The sequence below is a fragment of the Sphingopyxis sp. BSN-002 genome, assembly GCF_022024275.1.
Classification (GTDB): Bacteria; Pseudomonadota; Alphaproteobacteria; order Sphingomonadales; family Sphingomonadaceae; genus Sphingopyxis.
This window is the reverse complement of sequence record NZ_CP091804.1, coordinates 3,012,203-3,032,754: the sequence shown is the minus strand read 5'-3', so window position 1 is coordinate 3,032,754 and position 20,552 is coordinate 3,012,203. Positions and strand designations below refer to the sequence as shown.

At 65.5% G+C, this 20,552-nt stretch carries 21 protein-coding genes; 8 read left to right on the top strand and 13 right to left on the bottom strand.

Annotation, left to right across the window (positions count from 1 at the left end; genetic code table 11):
- Positions 1-34 precede the first annotated feature (34 nt).
- From L7H23_RS15075 to L7H23_RS15045, 7 genes are all read right to left on the bottom strand, one after another.
- Complete coding sequence (locus L7H23_RS15075; RefSeq protein ID WP_237836687.1) at positions 35-1,414, bottom strand: L-serine ammonia-lyase; 1,380 nt, start codon at positions 1,412-1,414, stop codon at positions 35-37.
- A gap of 107 nt (positions 1,415-1,521) precedes the next feature.
- The gene (locus L7H23_RS15070) at positions 1,522-2,136 is read right to left on the bottom strand and encodes a superoxide dismutase (protein WP_237836686.1); all 615 of its coding nucleotides are present in this window, start codon (positions 2,134-2,136) and stop codon (positions 1,522-1,524) included.
- 97 nt (positions 2,137-2,233) lie between these two features.
- Positions 2,234-3,802 (bottom strand): cisplatin damage response ATP-dependent DNA ligase, encoded by a 1,569-nt coding sequence (locus L7H23_RS15065; RefSeq protein ID WP_237836685.1) that lies wholly within the window; start codon positions 3,800-3,802, stop codon positions 2,234-2,236.
- A complete protein-coding gene (locus tag L7H23_RS15060) occupies positions 3,799-4,812 on the bottom strand; it encodes a ligase-associated DNA damage response exonuclease (protein WP_237836684.1) in 1,014 nt (337 codons plus the stop codon). The genes L7H23_RS15065 and L7H23_RS15060 overlap by 4 nt, the downstream gene beginning before the upstream one ends.
- A complete protein-coding gene (locus L7H23_RS15055; protein ID WP_237836683.1) occupies positions 4,812-6,239 on the bottom strand; it encodes a UdgX family uracil-DNA binding protein in 1,428 nt (475 codons plus the stop codon). The genes L7H23_RS15060 and L7H23_RS15055 overlap by 1 nt, the downstream gene beginning before the upstream one ends.
- Complete coding sequence (locus tag L7H23_RS15050) at positions 6,236-7,486, bottom strand: putative DNA modification/repair radical SAM protein (protein WP_237836682.1); 1,251 nt, start codon at positions 7,484-7,486, stop codon at positions 6,236-6,238. The genes L7H23_RS15055 and L7H23_RS15050 overlap by 4 nt, the downstream gene beginning before the upstream one ends.
- Positions 7,487-7,546: 60 nt before the next feature.
- Positions 7,547-9,022: a GAF domain-containing protein gene (locus L7H23_RS15045; protein ID WP_237836681.1), complete on the bottom strand. Its 1,476-nt coding sequence runs from the start codon at positions 9,020-9,022 to the stop codon at positions 7,547-7,549.
- 270 nt (positions 9,023-9,292) lie between these two features.
- Between L7H23_RS15045 and L7H23_RS15040 the strand changes: the two genes are divergently transcribed.
- Positions 9,293-10,084: a response regulator gene (locus L7H23_RS15040; RefSeq protein ID WP_237836680.1), complete on the top strand. Its 792-nt coding sequence runs from the start codon at positions 9,293-9,295 to the stop codon at positions 10,082-10,084.
- A gap of 9 nt (positions 10,085-10,093) precedes the next feature.
- On the opposite strand, the gene L7H23_RS15035 is transcribed toward L7H23_RS15040, so the two are convergent.
- The 3 genes from L7H23_RS15035 to L7H23_RS15025 form a co-directional block, all read right to left on the bottom strand.
- Complete coding sequence (locus L7H23_RS15035) at positions 10,094-11,791, bottom strand: hypothetical protein (RefSeq protein ID WP_237836679.1); 1,698 nt, start codon at positions 11,789-11,791, stop codon at positions 10,094-10,096.
- Positions 11,792-11,824: 33 nt separating this feature from the next.
- Positions 11,825-12,379, bottom strand: coding sequence for a sigma-70 family RNA polymerase sigma factor (locus L7H23_RS15030; RefSeq protein ID WP_237839270.1), 555 nt, complete (start codon positions 12,377-12,379; stop codon positions 11,825-11,827).
- A gap of 142 nt (positions 12,380-12,521) precedes the next feature.
- Positions 12,522-12,926, bottom strand: a complete 405-nt coding sequence (locus L7H23_RS15025; protein ID WP_237836678.1) for a BLUF domain-containing protein — start codon at positions 12,924-12,926, stop codon at positions 12,522-12,524.
- A gap of 152 nt (positions 12,927-13,078) precedes the next feature.
- Between L7H23_RS15025 and L7H23_RS15020 the strand changes: the two genes are divergently transcribed.
- The 7 genes from L7H23_RS15020 (at position 13,079) to L7H23_RS14990 (ending at position 18,376) form a co-directional block, all read left to right on the top strand.
- On the top strand, positions 13,079-13,345 hold the full coding sequence (locus L7H23_RS15020) for a NepR family anti-sigma factor (RefSeq protein WP_237836677.1): 267 nt from the start codon (positions 13,079-13,081) through the stop codon (positions 13,343-13,345).
- Between the two features lie 23 nt (positions 13,346-13,368).
- A complete protein-coding gene (locus L7H23_RS15015) occupies positions 13,369-14,010 on the top strand; it encodes a sigma-70 family RNA polymerase sigma factor (protein WP_237836676.1) in 642 nt (213 codons plus the stop codon).
- Positions 14,011-14,086: 76 nt separating this feature from the next.
- Positions 14,087-15,262, top strand: a complete 1,176-nt coding sequence (locus tag L7H23_RS15010) for a PQQ-dependent sugar dehydrogenase (protein ID WP_237836675.1) — start codon at positions 14,087-14,089, stop codon at positions 15,260-15,262.
- 119 nt (positions 15,263-15,381) lie between these two features.
- Entirely contained in the window at positions 15,382-16,122 is a 741-nt protein-coding gene (locus L7H23_RS15005) for an alpha/beta fold hydrolase (RefSeq protein WP_237836674.1), read from the top strand.
- 47 nt (positions 16,123-16,169) lie between these two features.
- On the top strand, positions 16,170-16,496 hold the full coding sequence (locus L7H23_RS15000; protein ID WP_237836673.1) for a hypothetical protein: 327 nt from the start codon (positions 16,170-16,172) through the stop codon (positions 16,494-16,496).
- A gap of 94 nt (positions 16,497-16,590) precedes the next feature.
- The gene (locus L7H23_RS14995) at positions 16,591-17,913 is read left to right on the top strand and encodes a S41 family peptidase (protein WP_237836672.1); all 1,323 of its coding nucleotides are present in this window, start codon (positions 16,591-16,593) and stop codon (positions 17,911-17,913) included.
- Positions 17,897-18,376 (top strand): MarR family winged helix-turn-helix transcriptional regulator, encoded by a 480-nt coding sequence (locus L7H23_RS14990; protein WP_237836671.1) that lies wholly within the window; start codon positions 17,897-17,899, stop codon positions 18,374-18,376. The genes L7H23_RS14995 and L7H23_RS14990 overlap by 17 nt, the downstream gene beginning before the upstream one ends.
- Position 18,377: 1 nt before the next feature.
- Here L7H23_RS14990 and L7H23_RS14985 read toward each other — a convergent pair whose 3' ends face one another.
- From L7H23_RS14985 to L7H23_RS14975, 3 genes are read right to left on the bottom strand one after another with little or no spacing between them, the layout of a single operon-like run.
- Positions 18,378-18,860 (bottom strand): GNAT family N-acetyltransferase, encoded by a 483-nt coding sequence (locus L7H23_RS14985; protein ID WP_237836670.1) that lies wholly within the window; start codon positions 18,858-18,860, stop codon positions 18,378-18,380.
- The gene (locus tag L7H23_RS14980; RefSeq protein ID WP_237836669.1) at positions 18,857-19,249 is read right to left on the bottom strand and encodes an acyl-CoA thioesterase; all 393 of its coding nucleotides are present in this window, start codon (positions 19,247-19,249) and stop codon (positions 18,857-18,859) included. The genes L7H23_RS14985 and L7H23_RS14980 overlap by 4 nt, the downstream gene beginning before the upstream one ends.
- A complete protein-coding gene (locus tag L7H23_RS14975; protein WP_237836668.1) occupies positions 19,246-20,496 on the bottom strand; it encodes a threonine ammonia-lyase in 1,251 nt (416 codons plus the stop codon). The genes L7H23_RS14980 and L7H23_RS14975 overlap by 4 nt, the downstream gene beginning before the upstream one ends.
- Between the last annotated feature and the right edge of the window lie 56 nt (positions 20,497-20,552).

Sequence of the window (20,552 nt, the reverse complement as noted above, 5' to 3'; positions counted from 1 at the left end):
CTGAATATCGGTCCGCACAATTAGCGCTTTGCCCTCAACATTCCACCACACTAACCGCCAGCCCGCCCTTCGACGTTTCCTTATATTTATCCCGCATATCGCGCCCGGTTTGCAGCATCGTCACGATCACCGTGTCGAGGCTGACGACATGCGTGCCGTCGCCGATCATCGCGATGCGGCTGGCGTCGATCGCCTTGATCGCGCCCATCGCGTTGCGCTCGATGCACGGGATCTGCACCAGACCTCCAATGGGATCACAAGTGAGGCCCAGATTATGCTCCATGCCGATCTCGGCGGCATTCTCGACCTGCGCGTTGGTGCCGCCGAGCGCGGCCGTCAGCCCCGCCGCCGCCATCGAGCAGGCGACGCCGACCTCGCCCTGGCAGCCGACCTCGGCGCCCGAAATGCTGGCGTTGCGCTTGTAGAGCGCGCCGACCGCGCCCGCCGCGAGCAGGAAGGTGCGCACGCCGGCGGCATCGCCACGATAGCCGCGGCGGTAGAAGCGGATCACCGCGGGGATGATCCCCGCCGCGCCGTTCGTGGGCGCGGTGACGACCTTGCCGCCCGCGGCATTTTCCTCGTTCACCGCCATCGCCCACAGGTTGATCCAGTCCATCATCGCGAGCGGGTCGATCAGATTGGTTTCGTGGCGGCTCCGGATGTCGTCGGCGATCTGCGGCGCGCGGCGCATGACCTTCAGCCCGCCGGGCAGAATGCCCGTGCTCGAACAGCCCGCGTCGATCGAGGCATCCATCGCCTCGGCGATCGCATCGATACCCGCCGTCACCTCGTTCGGCGGGCGGTGACGCACTTCGTTGGCGAACATCATTTCGGCAAAGCTGAGGCCCGACGCCTTGCCCATCGCGATCAGGTCGGCGCCCGAGGTGAAGGGATAGGGCAGTTCGACTTCATCCTCCGCGCCGCGGCTGTTGCGTCCTGCCTCGTCCTCGTCGACGACGAAGCCGCCGCCGATCGAGAAATACATGCGCTTCGCCAATATCTCGCCATCGCCGTCGCGCGCGGTGAAGCTAAGCGCGTTGCTGTGGAACGGCTGGCGCTGGCGCATCTGGAAATGCAGGTCGCTTTTCGGCTGAAACCTTACCCGCTGTCGCCCGAGCAGGTAGATCGCCCCCTCGCCCTCGGCGCGGTCCCAATGCGCCTTGATCGCGGCGAGGCTGGTCGAGGCCGGAATCTCACCCGCAAGCCCCGCGACCACCGCGGTATCGGCAGCGTGGCCTTTCCCCGTCAGCGCTAGCGAACCATAGAGGTCCGCCTCGACATGCGCGGTCCCTGCGAGCAGCCCCTGCTCGTCGAGCCACACGGTGAAGCGCCGCGCGGCAACCATCGGCCCGACCGTATGCGAGCTCGAAGGACCTACACCGATTTTGAAGAGTTCGAACAGGCTGATCGTCATGGCGGCCCTATAGGCGGATCGCGATCATCGGGATAGGCCCGCGCGGGCCAATTTTCGTTACGGCATAGTGTCATCCCGGCGAAGGCCGGGATGACACTATTCAGATCTTACGCCGGATAGGTCCAGGTCGTCTCGCGTGCGAAATTCTCGGCGGCGAAATCCCAATTGAGCAGTTCGTCGACCACCGCGTCGACATAGGCCGGGCGCAGATTCTTGCGGTCGATGTAATAGGCATGTTCCCACACGTCGATCACGACGAGCGGCTTGATGCCCGCGGTCAGTTCGGTGCCGGCGTCGTGCGTGTCGGTGACCGACAGCGTGCCGTCGCGCGAGATGAGCCACGCCCAGCCCGACGCGAAATGATTGACGGCGGTTTCCTTGAGCTTCTTTTTCAGATCGTCCAGCGAGCCGAAATCGCGGTCGATGGCCGCGGCAAGGTCGCCCTTGGGCTCGGTCTTCGCCGGGCTCAGGCTTTCCCAATAGAAGGCGTGGTTCCACGCCTGCGCGGCATTGTTGAACAGGCCGCGATTGCCCGCGCCCTCGGCGTGGTGGACGATCTCCTCGAGCGGCTTGTCGGCCAGCTCGGTGCCCTCGATCGCGGCGTTCGTCTTGTCGACATAGGCCTTGTGATGCTTGCCATGGTGCGTCGCCAGCGTGTCGGCCGAGATATGCGGCTCGAGCGCGTCCAGTGCATAGGGGAGAGGAGGATGGGCGATCGTCATGGCAGTCTCCATTGTTGTTTTGGGGTCTTTGCGGCCTTTAACTCGGTATCGCCCGCATGGGTTGCAACCCTGTGACGCGGAATTTTTACCCTGATTTTCAGGTCGCCATGGCTTGCAGGGTCGCGATCCGGTCGGCTTCCTCGGCGGGCTTGTCGCGGCGGATGCGCGAAATGCGCGGAAAGCGCATCGCGAGCCCCGACTTATGGCGCTTCGACGCGTGGATCGAATCGAACGCGACTTCGAGCACGAGCGACTTTTCGACCTCGCGCACGGGGCCGAAACGGTTCAGCGTGTTGTCGCGCACGAACTTGTCGAGCCACTTCAGTTCCTCGTCGGTGAAGCCCGAATAGGCCTTGCCCACCGGCAGCAATTCGCCCGCATCGGACCAGCATCCGAAGGTATAGTCCGAATAGAAGCTCGCGCGGCGGCCGTTGCCGCGCTGCGCATACATCATGACGCAATCGGCGGTGAGCGGGTCGCGCTTCCATTTGTACCAGAGGCCCGCGCGGCGCCCCGCCACATAAGGCGCATCGCGTCGCTTCAGCATCACGCCTTCGATTGCGGCATCGCGCGCGCCGGCGCGACGTTCAGCGAGGTCGTCGAAGTCGGTGGCGTCGATCACCTGCGACAGGTCGAAATGGCTGGCGGCGAGCCGCGGAACGAACGCTTCCAGTTGCCGCCGTCGCTCGCTCCACGGCAGGCCGCGGAGGTCGTTGCCATCGACGCCGAGCAGATCATAGACGCGCACGAAGGCCGGATAGTCGGCGAGCATCTTCTTCGACACCGTCTTGCGCCCGAGCCTTTGCTGCAGCGCGTTGAAGCTCGCCGCTTCGCCGCCCTGCACCTCGCCGCGCACGAGCAGTTCGCCGTCGATCACAGCATCCTGATCGAAGGCCGCGACGAGCTCGGGGAACGCCCCGCTGATCTCCTCGCCGCCGCGGCTGTAGATGCGCGTCTCGCTGCCCCCGCGAACGATCTGGACGCGGATGCCGTCCCATTTCCACTCGGCGGCATAGTCGGAAAGGTCGATGCTCTCCTCCTCCAGCGGATGCGCGAGCATGAAGGGGCGGAAGAAGGCAACATCTTTCAGGTCAGGCCGATCCGCCCGCCCCTCGCCCCATGCGAACAGCGGCGCATAGGGTGGCGGGATCGCGTGCCACAGCTCCTCGACATCGTCGACGGGCACATCGAACGCCTGCGCAAACGCCTGCTTCGCAAGCCGCGCCGACACCCCGACGCGCATCCCGCCGAGCGCGAGCTTGAGCAGCGCATAGCGCCCGTCGGCATCTAACCGGTCGAGAAGCGACGCGACGACCGCAGGGGCATCGCTGCGGGTGGCAGCCGCGAGCGCATCAACCGCCTCTGACACGCCGAGACCAGCCTTCTTTCCCGGCGCATCGGGCCAGAGCAGCGCCGCGGTCTCCGCCGTATCGCCGACGAAGTGCCGCGACAGGCGGAACAATTCCTCGTCGACACGGGTCGCGAGCAGCGCGCGCACCGTCCCCGCCTTCACCGCCGGAAAATCGAGGCTCTCGGTCAGCGCGGCGATCGCCCAGCCGCGATCGGGATCGGGGGTATGGCGCAGATAATCGACAATCAGCGCCAGCTTGCTGTTGCGCGAGCGCGTGTAGATCAGCCGGTCGATCAGGGCCGCGAAGCGCTTCACGCCTCTTCCTCCAGATCACGCCCCACAAGGTGCAGTGCGCGCGCCTTGCGCTGGGTGAGTTCGCACCAGCGGAGCAGCCCGTCCTCGCTGCCGTGGGTGATCCAGCTCTCCTTGGGATTCACCTCCGAAATCGTCGCCGTCAGCTCGTCCCAGTCGGCATGGTCCGAAATGACGAGCGGCAGTTCGACCATCCGCTGCCGCGCGCGCTGGCGCACGCGCATCCAGCCCGACGCCATCGCGGTCACCGGATCGGGCAGCCGCCGCGACCAGCGATCATTGAGCGCCGACGGCGGCGCGAGCACGATCTGCCCCGCCATCTCGGCCTTGTCGGTTTCGCTCACCAGCCTCAGTTCGCCGAGGTCGACGTCATGCACCGCATAAAGCTGGCACATCTTCTCAAGCGCACCGTGGATATAGATCGGCGCGTCCCATCCCGCGCGACGAAGCTCGGCAATAACCCGCTGCGCCTTCCCCAGCGCATAGGCACCGACGAGCACCGAACGATCGGGCTCGGCACGCACCGCACCGATCAGCTTGGCGATCTCGTCGCCGGTCGGCGGATGACGGAACACCGGCAGGCCGAAGGTCGCTTCGGTGACGAAGATATCGCACGGCACGACCTCGAACGGCACGCAGGTCGGGTCGGCGCGGCGCTTGTAGTCGCCGGTGACGACGATGCGCTCGCCGGCATATTCCATCAATATCTGCGCGCTGCCGAGCACATGACCCGCGGGATGGAAGCTGAAGCGCACCCCGCCGCGCTCGAAGCCGTCGCCGTATGCGAACGCCTGATTGTGGCTCGCCTCGACGTCGACGCCATAGCGCAGCGCCATGATCGCCAGCGTCTCGGGCGTCGCGAAGACCGATCCATGCCCGCTCCGCGCATGGTCGGCGTGGCCATGCGTCACCGCGGCGCGCTCGACGGGGCGCGACGGGTCGATCCACAGGTCGGCGGGCTTCACATAGATGCCGCCCGGATGCGGCTCGATCCAGGTCTTCGCCTTCGCCATCAGGCGGCGAGTTTCCGCGCGAGCGCGAGGTCGGCGACGAACAGTTCGCGCTCCTTCGCGGCCCGCTCACGGTCGGGCAGACGCAGCAGAAAAGAAGGATGGATCGTCGCGATCAGCTTCGTGCCCCCTTCCAGCTCGTGCACCGCGCCGCGCATCGACTTGATGCTCGCGCTCTTCCCCGTCACCCCGCGCAGCGCGCTCGCGCCCAGCGTGACGATGATGTCGGGCTGCACCAGCGCGCGCTCCTTGTCGAGCCACCAGCGGCACACGTCGATCTCGGCAGTCGTCGGATTCTGGTGGAGGCGGCGCTTGCCGCGCGGCTCGAACTTGAAATGCTTGACCGCGTTGGTGAGGAACAGCCGCCGCCTCTCGAGCCCCGCATCATACAGCACTTCGTTGAGCAACTGCCCGGCGGGCCCGACAAAGGGTTTGCCTTCCAGATCCTCGCGGTCGCCCGGCTGCTCGCCGACGAGCATGATCTTCGCCGCCCCCGGCCCCTCGCCCGCGACCGCCTGCGTCGCGTTGCAGTGGAGCGGACAGCGCGTGCAGCGATCGACCGCCTTCGCCAGATCGGCCAGCGTCTCGATCTCGTCGCCAAGGGTCAGTTCGTCCTGCACGCGCGTCCGCCACTTTCCGGTCAAGGGGTTCGCCATCGAAACGGCCGCTTCGCGCATGCGTTCCACCCGCGCCTCGGCCCCCGCAATCAACGGCGCAATATCCTGTGCCTCGGGCAGGTTCCGCCAGTATTTCTTCGGCATTTCGGCACGCATCGCCTCGATCTTCACCCGTGCAGGATTGAAGATCGCGCCATAATAGGTTCGCCACTGATCCTCGACGACGTCGCTGTCGGGCACCTCGTCCTTCGTCCCGCCGGGGCCGTAGCTCAGCATTTCGTCCTGCCAGATCGCGCGCGCATCCGGCGTCACGATCGCCCAGTCCATCCCGTAGAAACGCCGCTGGAAGAAGGGCGCGGTGAGCCTGAGAATGCGGTGCGACGGTTCGAACCACGCCGCAAAGCTCTCGCGCCCGTCCTCCTCGCCGAGCCGACGGAAGCGCACGAAGGCGTGCATCTTGTGCACGTCGCGGCGGATCGCCTTGTCGGCCTTGCGCAGCCAGTCGACTTCCGGGTCGGTCGTCCGCGCAAGCAGATGCCGGTCGTGGAGCGCGCGCCACACGATCCGATAGAGCCGCCCCGGCACTTCGGCGTCGCGGTGGCAGATCACCCGGTCGGCAATCTCGACCAGTTCGCGCGGCAAGCTGAGTTGACCTGCGGGCGCTGAGCCAATCTCGTCACCGAACAACGACGCGCCCTCTTCGCTTCCGCGCCAACTCACATCCTCGGGCGCGACGCCGCCCGCAAGCAACCCGCGCGCGGCGCTCCGCCATTCGGCAAAATCGCCGGGCGTCTTGAGAACGACCTCTTTCACAGCGCGAGCGCCAGTTGCTCCGCCGGCGGCGCGAAGCGTGCGCGCAGGTCGGCGCTGTCGGTGAGCTTGCCCGGCCGCCAGTCGGGCGTCACGATGAAGGGCAGCACCTTCTTCACCGACGCCGTCAGCTTCGCGAGGTCGCCGAGCCGGAACTTACCCAGCCGCCGCGCCGCGACGATGCGGTCGACGGCTTTCGTTCCCAGTCCCGGCACGCGCAGCAGCAATTCGCGCGGCGCGCGGTTGATATCGAGCGGAAAGACGTCGCGCCGCATCAGCGCCCATGCGAGCTTGGGATCGATCGCGAGGTCGAGCATGCCCCCGCTGGCGCCCTCCATGATCTCGGCGCGCTCGAAGCCATAGAAGCGGAGCAGCCAGTCGGCCTGATACAGTCGATGCTCGCGCATCAGCGGCGGGCGTACCGGCGGCAGGTCGCGGCTCGCATCGGGGATCGGACTGTAGGCCGAATAATAGACCCGGCGGAGCTGATAGCCCGAATAGAGGTTCGTCGCGGTCTTCAATATATCGTCGTCGCGTGCCGCATCCGCCCCGACGATCATCTGCGTCGATTGCCCCGCGGGGGCGAAGCGCGGCGGTTTCGCCTTGCCGATCAACCGGCTCTTCGCCGCCTCGATCGCGTCGGACTCGCCGACGCGCACCGACGCCATCGTCTTGCGGATCGTCTCGGGCTTCTTTTCGGGCGCGAAGCTCGACAGCCCGGCGTCGGTCGGCAGCTCGACATTGGTCGACAGCCGGTCGGCATAGAGCCCCGCCAGCGCGACCAGCCCCGGATCCGCCCCTGCAATCGTCTTCAGATGGATATAGCCCTGAAAGCGATGCTCCTCGCGCAAGATGCGCGCGACCTCGACAAGCTGCTCCATCGTATAGTCTTCGGACCGGATGATCCCGGACGACAGGAACAGCCCCTCGATGTAATTGCGCTTGTAGAAATCGAGCGTCAGTCGCACCACCTCCTGCGGGCTGAAGCGCGCGCGCTCGACGTTGCTCGACGCGCGGTTGATGCAGAAGCGGCAGTCATAGATGCAGAAGTTCGTCAGCAATATCTTGAGCAACGAGATGCACCGCCCGTCGGGCGCATAGCTGTGGCAGATGCCCATGCCCTCGGTCGACCCGATCCCCTTGGTGCCGGTGGAATCGCGCCTCACCGTTCCCGACGAAGCGCAGGAGGCATCATATTTCGCCGCATCGGCGAGGACGGCCAGCTTTTCGAGAATCGGTTTCGCGGACATGTCCCGTATCTAGCACGGAACAGATAGGGAACAATCTATCCTGGATCAAGTCGGGCGCGGCTAGGCCTCGCGCCACCGCGCGGGAAGCGCAATCTCGACCGTCAGGCCGCCCGGCTCCCAATGCCGTTCGATCGTTCCGCCCAGATTGTTCTTCACGCTGCGTTCCATCAGCAATGTCCCGAAACTGGTGCGCTCCGGCGGGACGACCTCGCGTCCGCCGCCGCTCTCCGCCCAGGTCAGCCGGAACCGCCGGTCCTCGCCATCCCCCTCGTCCTGCGACCAGCGCACGTCGACGCGGCCGTTTTCGCCGGTCAGCGCGCCATGCTTTGCGGCGTTGGTCGCGAGTTCGTTGAAGAAAAGCGCCATCGCGACGAGCGCGTTTTCGGGGAGCAGCAGATCGGGCCCCGACCAATGAATACGCGGAAAGGCCGCTTCGACCTCGCGCATCAGCGCATGCATCGATCCGGTCATGAAATTTGCGCTGAGCAGCACGTTCTGCGCGCGGTTGAGCGCGTCGAGCCGGCTGCTGATCCGCTCGACATAGTCGTCGACGTCGCTCGCGGCATGGCGGGTCAGCGAGATGATCGCGCTGACGGTCGCGAACAGGTTGCGCATGCGGTGATGCAGCTCGCGCATCAGCAGGTTGGCATTTTCCTGCCGGCTCTTCTGCTCGGTGATGTCGATGCTGACGCCGGTCAATGTCGCGCTCCCGGGCTGTCCGTCCCAGTCGCCGCGCACCGCATTCCAGCGCACCCCGCGCTCCGGGTTCAGGACCCGATATTCGGCAAGGTAAGGCGTGCGGTTCGCAATCGACTCTTCGAGGATGGCACGGAGCGCTGCGCGGTCGTCGGGATGGACGAGATCGAAGAAGCCGTTGCCCGTCGCGAGAGTCGCCTCGAACCCTGATCCCCAAAGCTCCGCACCGGCGCCCTGCGTGGACAGGCGATCGGTACGCGCATCATATTGCCAGGTCGCGATCCCCGAAAAATTGAGCGCGCGCTCCAGCATGTGTCGCGCCTCGTCGCGCTCGGCGACGGTGCGACGCAGTCCGGCTTCGGCCATGATGATTGCAGCGAAATCCTCAAGCCGCTCTATCTCGCGAGCGTCAGGCGCCGGTCGCTCTTTCCGGTCGATAACGCACAGCGTGCCGAGGATCGCGCCATTATAGGCGCGCAGCGGTACGCCGGCGTAAAAGCGCAGAAAAGGCTCGCCCGTAACGAGCGGATTGTCGCGGAGGCGCGCATCGACAAGCGGGTCGGTAACGACGAGCGCCTGTTCGTCCGTAACCACAAACTGGCACATGCCGGCATTTCGCGGCAATTCGGGGACGTTTACGCCGTAGGACGATTTGAACCACTGGCGCTTGTCATCGACCAGCGAGACGAGCGCGATCGGCACGTCGAACAGGTCGGCGACCAGTTTGGTTACCCGGTCGAACGCGGGCTCGCGATCGGTATCCATGATGCGATATTCGCGCAATGTGTCGAGCCGCCAGCGTTCGCGCTCTGCCGGATCCAGATCCGCTCCGTCCGCCAAATTCCGCCCCTCGCTTCCCGCCGATGCCGACGCATCGATATCCGCTGTGGGCCGCTCTGCCATGAAAATGGTCCCTGTAAAAGCAAGGCAGCCCGGCCGCCAAGGAAAGTGGATGAAATCCGTCCCTTACGCGTCGGCCCGATCGCGTCCCGGCTGACTCTACGCATCGCGGCGCGAACGGTTGCAAACGGAAACGGCCCTTTTCGGACAGGTCGGGGGAACCGTCGTTGCGAGCGCAGCGTATAATCTTTCACTAGAGGGAGATCATGCATGAGCTTGGGTGAAGAAATCCGCGGGCATCTGCCGTTCCTGCGCCGTTACGCGCGCGCGCTGACGGGAAGCCAGATGCATGGCGACAATTTCGTTCATACGACCCTCGAAGTCATCGTCGCCGCCCCCGACGAATTCCGCACCTGCGACGACACGCGCATCGATCTTTACCGCAATTTCCACCGTATCTGGGAAAGCGCCTTCATCTCCGACGGCGAAGGCGATGACGAAAGCGATCCGCTCGTCCGCGCGGCGAACCGCAAGTTGCGCCGCATCACGCCGCTCGGCCGCCAGATGTTGTTGCTCACGGCGCTCGAGGGTTTTTCGGTCGGCGAAACCGCGCTGATCACCGGCGCCGACAATGACATCGTCGAAAGCCTGCTTGCCGAGGCGGCCGGCGAGATGGACCGCGAAGCGCGCACCTCGGTTCTGATTATCGAGGACGAACCGCTGATCGCGATGGATCTCGAACAGATCGTCCGCGGGCTCGGCCACGAGGTCGCCGGTGTCGCGACGACGCACGAAGATGCGGTCGCGGCGTTCGAGAACACCGATGCGGGACTTGTCCTTGCCGACATCCAGCTTGCCGACGGCTCGTCGGGGATCGACGCGGTGCAGGACATTCTTGCGATCGCGCCCGTGCCCGCGATTTTCATCACCGCCTTCCCCGAGCGTCTGCTCACCGGCAATCGCGTCGAACCGACGTTCCTGATCTCGAAGCCCTTCGGCGAAAACACCGTCCGCGCGGCAATCAGCCAGAGCCTGCTCTTCACGCCGCAGCTCGCGGCCTGACATCGGCCGTCAGGGCGCTGCCGGCGGCGAAGGTATCGCGAACAACGCTCTGCCTGCCCTGCGTTCGGGCGAGTCATAGGGGCCGAAAAGCACCGGGCTCAAAAGTTTGTGCGCAAGGTCGGCCTGGCCGCGCCGGACCAGCTCGCTGCCCAGCTGAAGGCGGACACCCGGCGCAGCCGGCACCTGCCGGACGACCTGCGCCATTCCCGCCATCGCATCGTCGGGCACCGGCTCGCCGGCGATCGCGAAGCTCTGGAAATAGGCGATGCGCGGCAGCGGCGCCTCGCCGTCGAGCGCGATCGCGCGGCCGATCGCTTCGCGCGCAGCCTTGAGGTCGCCGGCTCCCGCGCCGTCCTTCTTCGCAGCCGCCCCGCCGGCCAGTGCCAGCCCCTTCCAGCTGAGCGCCGCGACATCGTCGGGCGATTTTGCGAGCGCCTGCCCGGCTGCATCCAGACATTCACGATAGCGCCCGATCCGGCATTCGGCCTTCGCAAGAACGGCCATCGCATCGGCGTCGCCCGGAAACCTCTCCGCCTCCGAACGAAGCTGCGCGACCCAGGCATCGCTATCGGTACCCCCCGCCGCGAGCCGCGATTCCATCTCGACGCTCGCGTCGAGCATCGCCGCGCTCGCCAGCGACAGCGCCGTGATCGAAGGTATCTCGACCGGCTGTTCGGGCGGCGCGGTGCGGGCATAAGCGCGGCCCCGGCGCACCATATAGGCCGCGATCTCGAACTTCAGCTTGCGCATATCGCCAAAGACCCGGGCGGCCTCGGCCATCGGAACGCCTTGGTGGATCGCGGTCATATAGCGCTGGAACTGCACGCGCCGTTCGGGCTTGATGTCGCCAAAGACGAAAAAATGCACGAGCAGCGCGGCGTGAAAGGGTGTCCACTCCATCCGCCGCGACGGCGTCGCGAGATAGTCTCCGGTCAGCACGTCGCCGACGTTCAGGCGTCCATATGCCTTGAATATCTGGGGATTGACGAGCGAAAGCTTCGCATAGTCGAGCGCGCCGTCGCGTCCGATCTTCGCGGTCGAGAAGAGCGCGCCGATGCCGTCGAGATACCAGCGCGGATAGCCCGCGGGAACATAGCTCAGGATGAAGTGCTGGGCATAAGCGGAGAAGAGCACCGCCTCCCACGGCCGCGCGACCGGGGCGGGCGGCGTCAAGACCTCCGCACACGTCTTGCCCCCGAGCATCGCCTCATATTCGACGTCCTGGCAATCGGCGTCGCGCGCCTTCGAGGTGTCGAGTTCGATGACCTGATCGGCGCGCGGCACGACGATTACCGCGCCGTCGTCCGCCGGATCATAATAGCGCTGTTCGGCGAAGGCTCCGACATAGGGCCCCTCCTCGGACCGGACGGGACGAAGCGCCATGTCCCGATAGGCCGATGCCGAACCGATCAGGATGATCTTCGGCTTCACCGCCTCGCCGTCTTCGGGTCCGACGCGATAAAGGCGCGCAAGCAGTGCGTGCAGCTGCTCGATATCGGTCGCGGCCTTTTTCAGCTCGGCCTCGCCGCCATCGCTGAATATCACGGCATGTCGGGTTTCGGCACGCTTCCACCCGACGCGAATTTCCCGCTGGCCTTCGACGACGATCGGCTCGCCGCCGCCCGGCGGCACGGACGCGGCCCGCGCCGCCGGACACAGGGCAAGCCCGAGCGCGAGGACGGCCAGAGGTTTGATGAGAGTACGCATTCCAGCCGAACTGCTCATAGGATCAACCCGCGATTAATCCGGCGACGGCCCGCCACCGGTCAGATGATCGACATCGCCCATGATCGTGGCGAAAGCCTCGCTCGGCGCAAGCGGATCTTCGCTGCGCAGCGGCATTTCGCCGCCCTCGAGGATCGCGTGGAGCGCCGAGCGCGCACGCGACACACGGCTCTTCATCGTGCCGACAGCACAGCCGCAGATCTCCGCGCCTTCCTCATAGGACAGCTGCCCTGCGCCGATCAGGATCAGTGCCTCGCGCTGGTCGACGGGCAGCATCAGCAGCGCGCGCTGGACGTCGGCAAGGTGCAGGCTGTCGGTCTGGTCGTCGGGCGCGACGAGCAGCCGTTCGGCGGCAAGCTCGTCATATTCGGCGGTGAATTTCTTGCGCCGCATCTGCGACAGGAAACAGTTGCGCAGGATGACGAAGGCCCAGCTCTTCATGCTGGCCGGTCCCGGAATATAGCTTTCGCGCGCCTTCCACGCCTTCAACATCGTTTCCTGCACCAGGTCGTCGGCCATGTCGGCGTTGCCTGTCAGGCTCCGGCCGAAGGCGCGCAGGTGCGGCAGCATCGCCGCCAGCTCGCGCTTGAAGCTGTCGTCATCCAATGGGCGGGGCGTGTCGTCGTTGATAAATGGACCTTTGTCTGACGGCTGTTTTGACAACCTTATGCCCGGCTTAGCGCCTTGAAAATTCAATGCAAGGCCGCGCCGGTCAGGCGACTGGGCGACGCCGGCCGAGCGCGATGAAATTGTGGATTATGCGTTCGTCCTGTTCGTCGATGCGCCCTCGTGCGGCCAGCCGCGCCAGATCCTCGTCATGACCCTCGAAATCGGGATCGTAGAGCATCGACCATTCGGCGAAATCGCGATCATAGACGGTGCGGCGACGAACTTCGGTCATCCCGCTGTGCCGCGGATCGCGCCCGATCGCCGCGAGGCAGGTTTCGACCTCGTCCGCCGGCCCCTCGAGCAGCTGCATGAAATTATGCCCGTTATAGATCAGCGCCCCGGTCAGGGCATGCCGCTTGTTGTTGCGCCGCGATGCCAGCAGGATCGCGGCGATATCCTCGTCGCGGATCAGCGGATCGGCGACGCTCACATAGATGACGGAAAGCAAGGGAAGAACCTCCGGTCGCGCAGTTGCAAGACGAACGAATTGTGACCCCTCACAATGTCCTGAGTAAGGACAGTGTTGCTTCGTGGCAACGCATTCGTCGCAAAAATATCCCGTATCGGGAACCAGCGCCGTCCTTCGTCGTTGCTCCTCACATGGCAACGCATGGCAACAACAGGATCAACGGCAGCGAGCGGGTTTATCCCGAAGCCGACTCGTCGCGCCGTCCGGCCGCGACCTTCCCCGGAACCGGAAGCGACCAGTGGCATCGCACGCTGACCGGTCGCCAGTCGCCCGAACCGGTGAGCGCGAAGTTGCGGATGATCTATGGCAATATCGTTGCGGAAGAATTGCCCGACAATATGCTCGACCTGTTGTCGCAACTCGACGGCAAGAGCGCTTCGAAGAGTCCGAAGCAATAATGGCCCGAGCCCAGGCTGCGCCCATGACGCAGGACGAGACCCCGCCGCCTCGCGAACGCCGATCGGCGGACGCCTTGTCGGACAATGAGTTCAAGGCTCTCCTCGCGAATGTCATCCCGCATCTTCGCGCCTATGGCCGCAGCCTGTCGGGCAACCCCGACCTCGCCGACGACCTGACGCAGGACACGATGGTCAAGGCCTGGGCTTCGCGCGAACGCTTCGAGCGCGGAACGTCGATCAAGGCGTGGACCTTCGTCATTCTGCGCAACACCTTCCTGTCGCAGATGCGCCGCAACAAGTTCCACGGCGAATATGACGAGGTCGCGGTCGAGCGGACGCTCTCGACTCCCGCGAGCCAGGAGGACAGCGGCGAAATGGCCGACCTCCAGCGCGCGCTGATGGAATTGCCGCAGGACCAGCGCGAGGCGCTGATCCTCGTCGGCGCCGGCGGCCTGTCGTACGAGGAAGCCGCCAGCATCTGCGACTGCGCGCTCGGCACGATGAAAAGCCGCGTCTCGCGCGCCCGCGCGGCGCTCGAGGAGATCATGAACAGCGGCCACTTCAGCCAGAAGCGCGCCGATGCGCCCCCCGCGAGCGAGGCGATCGATTCGATCATGGACAGTGTCGAGGAAATCACCGCGCGGCGCGAAGCGGCGAACCGCTAGCAAACGCCGACCTCTCGACTTTGCCACCGCGGCCCGCCAGACTGTAACTTCGGTCCCCCAGCAAGCGAGCCTCCCCATGAAAAAGATTCCCGCGATCGCCCTTTCGACGGCGATGATCGTCGCCGCCTGCTCGGCGGGCACCACCAGCAACGCCGCACCCGCCGACACCGCCAAGCTCGACGCCGGTGGCGAACAGCCCGCGACCCCGCTCGCGAACGCACCGTTCGCGGTGCAGGAAATCGCCAGTTTCAGCGAACCATGGGCAATGACCTTTCTGCCGCGTGGCAAACAGGCGCTCGTCACCGAAAAATCGGGCAAGCTGAAGCTCTGGCAGGAAAGCGGCCCGGTGCTCGACGTCGCGGGCGTTCCAGCGGTGGCCTATGGCGGCCAGGGCGGCTTCGGCGATATAATCCTCGCACCCGACTTTGCGACGAGCGGCACGATCTATCTGAGCTGGGTCGAGGCCGGCCAAGGCGACACCTTCGGCGCGGTCGTCGGCAAGGCAAAATTCGTGAACGGCGCCGCCCCCCGCATCGAAGGCCTGCAGACGATCTGGAAACAGGACCCGAAAGTGCCGGGCCGCGGCCATTTCTCGCACCGCCTCGCCTTTTCGCCCGACGGCCAATATCTGTTCATCGGCTCGGGCGAGCGTCAGAAGTTCGATCCGGCGCAGGACATGAAGGCCAACCTCGGCAAGATCCTGCGCCTCAATCCCGACGGCAGCGTCCCCGCCGACAACCCCTTTGCATCGCAGGGCGGCGTGACAGCCCAGATCTGGTCGCTCGGCCACCGCAATATCCTCGGCCTCGCCTTCGACGGCAACGGCCAGCTCTGGAATCAGGAAATGGGGCCAAAGGGCGGCGACGAGGTCAATCTGGTCGAGGCAAAGGCGAACTACGGCTATCCGATCGTCTCGAACGGCGACCATTATGACGGCAAGGATATTCCCGACCACCCGACCCGCCCCGAATTCGCCGCACCGAAGCTGTGGTGGAACCCGTCGGTCTCGCCCGCCGGGCTCGCCTGGTACAATGGCGACGCCTATCCCGGCTGGAAAAACAGCCTGCTGATGGGGGCACTTTCGGGTCAGGGCCTCGTCCGCATGCAGATCGACGGCGACACGCTTCACAAGTCGGACCGCTGGGATTTCGGCCAGCGCATCCGCGAGGTCGAAGTGCGCGAGGACGGCACCGTCTGGTTGCTTACCGACGGCGAGGGCGGCAAGCTGCTCAAGCTCGTTCCCAAGGCGTAACCCTCTTCTGTCGTCACCCCGGACTTGATCCAGGGTGACGCTTCCCCATCTTTACCACAGGCAAGGGTCAGCTGGATTCCCGCTTCCGCAGGAATGACGAATATGGGATTAGACCCACGATGATCCGCGGTTTCCTCACCCGGCGCGCCGAATGGCCCGCACGCATTCCCGACCCCGACGCGCCACCGCCACTGTCGTTGCTGTGGCGCGAGGCCGGCGCGCTCGCGCGTGCGATCGGCGGGCGTATCCGGTCGATGCCCCCCGAACCCAACCCCGACAGCGAACATCCACCCGTGATGGTGCTGCCCGGTTTCCTGTCGGGCGACTGGGCGACCAAGGCGCTGCGCGCCGACCTCCGCCGGTCGGGCTTTCGCTGCTATGCCTGGGGCCTCGGCTTCAATCGCGGCGCGACCCCCGACATTATCGAGCGGATCGACACCCGCGTTCAGTGGATCATCGACCGCACCGGTCATTCCCCCGCGCTCGTCGGCTGGAGTCTCGGCGGCATCTATGCGCGCGAATATGCCAAGCATCATCCGGACAAGGTCGCGCGCGTCGTAACGCTCGGCTCGCCCTTCTCGGGCAGCCGCCGTGCCAACCGTGCGTGGCGCCTCTATCACCTGATCGCGCGCCATCCGGTCGACAATCCGCCGATCGACTTCCACCCCGCCCCGCGCCCGTCGATGCCAACGTTCGCGCTCTGGTCGAAGCATGACGGCGTCGTCGCAGTGAACAGCGCGCGCGGCCAGATCGACGAAAGCGACCGGCAGGTCGAGGTCGATTGCGGCCATATGGGGTTCGCCTATGCCCCCAATTCGGTCGCGGCGATCGTCAAGGCGTTAACCGAAGCGATAGATTAGCTGTGACACAGCGCGCCTTCACGATGCGGGGAGCAATCTGAATGCTGATGATGAGCGCCGTTCTGGCAATGATGGCGCAAAGCCCCGCACCCACCGTGGCGGCCAATTGCCCCTATGCGATCGTCATGGGCGGCCCGCGCGACCCGAAGGTTCCGGTCTATCGCTCGCCCAGCATTGGCGCCCGCAAGGTCGGCCGACTGAAACCCGGCTCGGCGGTCTATATCTGCGGCGAGAACCGCGGCTGGTTCTGGGTGCATTACAAGGATGGCCGCTATTCTTGCCGCGCCGGCGGGAACGGCCTCGACGGCCGCGCCGCCTCGACCTGCGCAAACGGCTGGCTGCCGAAGAGCCGCATCTACCTCGTATCGCGTTGATCCGAAGGCACCCGCCCATCACCGGGCTTGCCAGACTCAGTTATACAATATATTGCGCAATATATTGTATAACTGAGTCTGGAGGCAAAGGCCGATGGTGCGTTCGAGGAAATGGGGTTCGCTTCTTGTCGGCATGACGGCGCTGCTGTGCTCAGCGGCAATGGCGAGCGAAGCGCCGCTCTCCTCCATCGATCGCCGCGCCGTGGTCGAGGATCTCGGCCGCACGCTCGAGGCGAACTATGTCTTCCCCGACAAGGCGAAGACCATATCCGCAACGCTGCGCGCGCATCTCGACAAGGGCGATTATGACGACGCCAAGGACAAGGCAGCGCTCGCGGACGAGTTGACCCGCGACCTGATCGCGGCGTCGGGCGACCTCCATTTCTTCGTCGGCGTCGATCCCGGCTTCGTCGCCGATTATGCCGCAAAGCGCGACCCCGCGCTTGCCGCCGGCCTGCAGGCCAAGGAACGCCAGGCCGAACAGCGCGAGAATTTCGGCTTCACCGATCTGCGCATCCTCGACGGCAATGTCGCCTATGTCGGCCTGTCGCACTTCGCCGATCCCGAGATCGGCTATGATGCCGCTGCAGCCGCGATGCGCTTTATCGAGAACAGCGACGCCGTGATCTACGATATGCGTTACAACAACGGCGGCGCGCTCGAGATGGCGCAATTGCTCGCGAGCCAGCTCTTCCGCGGCGACAAGGATCAGGAGCTGTTCGACTATTATTACAGCGACGACGGCAAACGCGTCGAGCGCGGCCAGTGGGTGCTGCCCGCGCTGCCCGCGAAGCGGCTGACCGGAAAGCCCGTTTACATCCTGACCGGATCGACAAGCTTCTCCGCTGCCGAATGGTTCTCTTACTCGCTCCACAAGCTTGGCCGCGCGACGCTCGTCGGCGAGCGCACGGCGGGCGGTGCGCACCCCGTCGACCGCAAGCCCGTCGGCCATGATTTCTTCGTCCAGGTGCCGATCGGCCAGATCAAGGACCCCGTCGATCGTACCGACTTCGAAGGACAGGGCGTCACGCCGGACCATGCCGTGGCCTCCGCGGATGCGCTCGCCGTCGCGCATCGTCTGGCCTTGGCCGATATCGCAAAGGCCGACCCCGCTAAGAAGGACGATGCCGACTGGTTTGCCCCGACGCTCGCTGTGCCCGCCAAAGCCACGCCGGCAGACCTCAAGGCCATTGTCGGCCGCTACGAAGGCCGGCGCATCGACATCGTCGACGGCAAGCTGCTTTACACATGGCGCGAGCGCTTCCGCCTGCAGCTCGAACCGCTCGGCGGCGACCTGTTCGCGATCGAGGGCGTGCGCGACTTCCGCTTTCGCGCGCTGCGCAAAGCGGGCAAGGTCACCGCATTGCAACGCATCAACCGCGACGGAACGACGACCGACTATGCCCGCCTCGACTGACCTCCCGAATGCGCTGGACGACATCTCTTTCCTCGGCCGGCTGAGCGAAGCGCTGAGCACGCGGATCGAAGAGCAGACGCGCCCGCTGTTCGACGCTGCCGGTATCGTCGTGCCGGTCAAATCCTGTTCGCTGCTCACCGCGATCGGTCAGGCGGGTGAGGCCTCGGCGGCCGAGCTCGCGCGAACGCTCGGCCAGTCGCACCAGCTGGTCGTCCAGAAATGCCCCGCGCTGCTCCGCCTCGGCCTCGTCACCCAGCATTCCGATCCCGTCGACGCGCGGCGCAAGATTTTCCGGCTGACCGACGCTGGCCGCGATCAGCTCGCCCGCATCGCCGCCTATAGCGAGCGGATCAGCGGCGTGTACCGCAGCCTCTTCGAAGAGGTTGGCGACGTGCATGGCGCAATATTGAAAACACTGGACGCGCTCGCCAGCAAGCCTCTGCGCGAGCGTATCGGCGACTGAATCAGAGCATCCGGAACATCACCAGCGCATCGACGTCGCCGAGCGCCGGATGCGCAAACGCGCCCGGCAGCCGTCCGACGATCTCGAACCCGAGCGACTGCCACAGCCCGACGGCCCGGACATTGCTGCTCACCACGAAGTTGAACTGCATCGCGCGAAACCCCCGCGCCTTCGCGTGGCCGATCGAATGGAGACACATCGCGCGGGCTACCCCGCGCCCGGTCGCCGTTGCGCCGGTCATATAGCCCGCGTTGCAGACATGCCGGCCGCCGCCTGCCTGATTGGCGCGAAGATAATAGGTACCGAGGATGGCATCTTCATCTTCGGCGACGAAAGTCTCCTTGTCGGCCCCGAACCAGTACCCGAGCGCGTCCGCCTCGCGCATGTCGCGGTCCAGCGTATAGGTTTCGCCGGCGCGGATCACGGGTTCGAGGATCGCCCAGACTGCGGCCGCGTCACCTTGCGTGGCGGGCCGGATCCTCATTCCGCAAAGGGAGCGACGATCGCGTCGGTCACACGCAGCGGCCGTCCGCTCGCCTTGTCGAGCAGCGCCCATACCGTTCGTGCCCGGACATGCACCTTTCCGTCGGCGCCGGTGAATTCCATGAAACGGTCGAACTTCGCGCCCTGCGGCTTGTCGGCGACCCACGTCCGCGCGGTCACCGTCTCCCCGGGGCCGAGCGCGCGCAGATAGTCGATCTCGTGCCGCACGACGACCCAGATATAGGCATCCTTGTGGCTCTGCGGCGCGGCGGCATCCCAATGTCCGGTCGCAACCTGCTGGATCCACTGGACCCAGACGGCATTGTTGACATGGCCAAGCTCGTCGATGCTCTCGGGCGTCGCGACGAACTCGAGCGTGAACTCCCTCATGCGAGCTCGACGGTGGTCACCATATAGCCCGCCTCGCGGAGCGAAACGACGAGGCTGTCGAGATGCTCGCGGTCGCGCGCTTCGCACTCTATGTCGGTGATCAGCCCCTTGGCGGGCAGCGTCGTGAAGATGCGCTGGTGATAGATTTCGATGATGTTCACCTGCTTCTCGTCGAACAGCTTCATCACCTTGAACAGCGCGCCCGGCCGATCCTGCAGGCGGATGCGCAGGCGTGCGATGCGCCCCGACCGCGCGAGGTCGCGCAGCAGCACGTTCGCGAGCAGGCGCGTGTCGATATTGCCGCCAGTGAGCACCAGCCCGACCTTGCGGCCGCGGAACTCCTCGGGATGCGCCAGCATCGCTGCGAGCCCGGCAGCGCCCGCACCCTCGACCACGGTCTTTTCGATCTGCAGCAACAGGCTGACCGCGCGCTCCAGATGGCGCTCGGCCACCAGCACGATATCGTCGTTCAGCTCGGCGACGAGCTTGCGGGTGTAGCTACCCGGCTCCTTCACCGCGATGCCCTCGGCCAGCGTGTCGCCCTCGCATGCCATGTCGACACCGTTGAGTTCGGCGTACATCGACGGATAGAGCTCGGCCTGCACGCCGACGAGGCGCATGTCGTTCTTGATCCCGCGCGCCGCGGTGCCCATGCCCGCGAGCAGCCCGCCGCCGCCGATCGGCACGATCAGCGTGTCGAGTTCGGGCACGTCCTCGAGCATTTCGAGCGCGACCGTCCCCTGCCCCGCCGCGACATGCGGATGGTCGAAGGGGTGCACGAAAGTGAGGCCCCGTTCGACCTCCAGCTCGCGCGCATGCGCATAGGCATCGTCGAACGTCTCGCCATGGAGCACGATCGTCGCACCGTGGCTCGCGGTTTGCGACACCTTCACCTGCGGCGTCGTCTTCGGCATCACGATGGTCACCGGCACACCGAGCCGCTTGCCATGATAGGCGAGGCCCTGCGCATGATTGCCTGCCGACGCGGCGATCGCGCCGCGCGCCTTTGCCTCGTCGCTGAGCAGCAGCAAGGCGTTGAGCGCGCCGCGTTCCTTGTAAGCCGCAGTGAACTGCAGATTCTCGAACTTCAGCCACACCTCGGCGCCGACCAGCTCCGACAGCGTCTGCGAATGCAGCGTCGGCGTCCGGACGACCGCGCCGTCAATTCGTCCGGCCGCCGCGCGCACATCGTCCAATGTGATCGCCGGAAGGCCGGCGGCGGAGGTCAGGGTGAGTTGATCAGTCATAGCGATAGGGCCACTAGCCTATCTGGCGCGCCGCGCAAACCATGGTTATGACCTCC

Coding starts and splice junctions, on each gene's coding strand:
- L7H23_RS15075 (WP_237836687.1), bottom strand. CDS start 1,414: ATGACGATCAGCCTGTTCGAACTCTTCAAAATCGGTGTAGGTCCTTCG.
- L7H23_RS15070 (WP_237836686.1), bottom strand. CDS start 2,136: ATGACGATCGCCCATCCTCCTCTCCCCTATGCACTGGACGCGCTCGAG.
- L7H23_RS15060 (WP_237836684.1), bottom strand. CDS start 4,812: ATGGCGAAGGCGAAGACCTGGATCGAGCCGCATCCGGGCGGCATCTAT.
- L7H23_RS15050 (WP_237836682.1), bottom strand. CDS start 7,486: ATGTCCGCGAAACCGATTCTCGAAAAGCTGGCCGTCCTCGCCGATGCG.
- L7H23_RS15040 (WP_237836680.1), top strand. CDS start 9,293: ATGAGCTTGGGTGAAGAAATCCGCGGGCATCTGCCGTTCCTGCGCCGT.
- L7H23_RS15035 (WP_237836679.1), bottom strand. CDS start 11,791: ATGCGTACTCTCATCAAACCTCTGGCCGTCCTCGCGCTCGGGCTTGCC.
- L7H23_RS15030 (WP_237839270.1), bottom strand. CDS start 12,379: ATGCTGCCGCACCTGCGCGCCTTCGGCCGGAGCCTGACAGGCAACGCC.
- L7H23_RS15020 (WP_237836677.1), top strand. CDS start 13,079: ATGGCAACGCATGGCAACAACAGGATCAACGGCAGCGAGCGGGTTTAT.
- L7H23_RS15015 (WP_237836676.1), top strand. CDS start 13,369: ATGACGCAGGACGAGACCCCGCCGCCTCGCGAACGCCGATCGGCGGAC.
- L7H23_RS15010 (WP_237836675.1), top strand. CDS start 14,087: ATGAAAAAGATTCCCGCGATCGCCCTTTCGACGGCGATGATCGTCGCC.
- L7H23_RS15005 (WP_237836674.1), top strand. CDS start 15,382: ATGATCCGCGGTTTCCTCACCCGGCGCGCCGAATGGCCCGCACGCATT.
- L7H23_RS15000 (WP_237836673.1), top strand. CDS start 16,170: ATGATGAGCGCCGTTCTGGCAATGATGGCGCAAAGCCCCGCACCCACC.
- L7H23_RS14995 (WP_237836672.1), top strand. CDS start 16,591: ATGGTGCGTTCGAGGAAATGGGGTTCGCTTCTTGTCGGCATGACGGCG.
- L7H23_RS14990 (WP_237836671.1), top strand. CDS start 17,897: ATGCCCGCCTCGACTGACCTCCCGAATGCGCTGGACGACATCTCTTTC.
- L7H23_RS14985 (WP_237836670.1), bottom strand. CDS start 18,860: ATGAGGATCCGGCCCGCCACGCAAGGTGACGCGGCCGCAGTCTGGGCG.
- L7H23_RS14980 (WP_237836669.1), bottom strand. CDS start 19,249: ATGAGGGAGTTCACGCTCGAGTTCGTCGCGACGCCCGAGAGCATCGAC.
- L7H23_RS14975 (WP_237836668.1), bottom strand. CDS start 20,496: ATGACTGATCAACTCACCCTGACCTCCGCCGCCGGCCTTCCGGCGATC.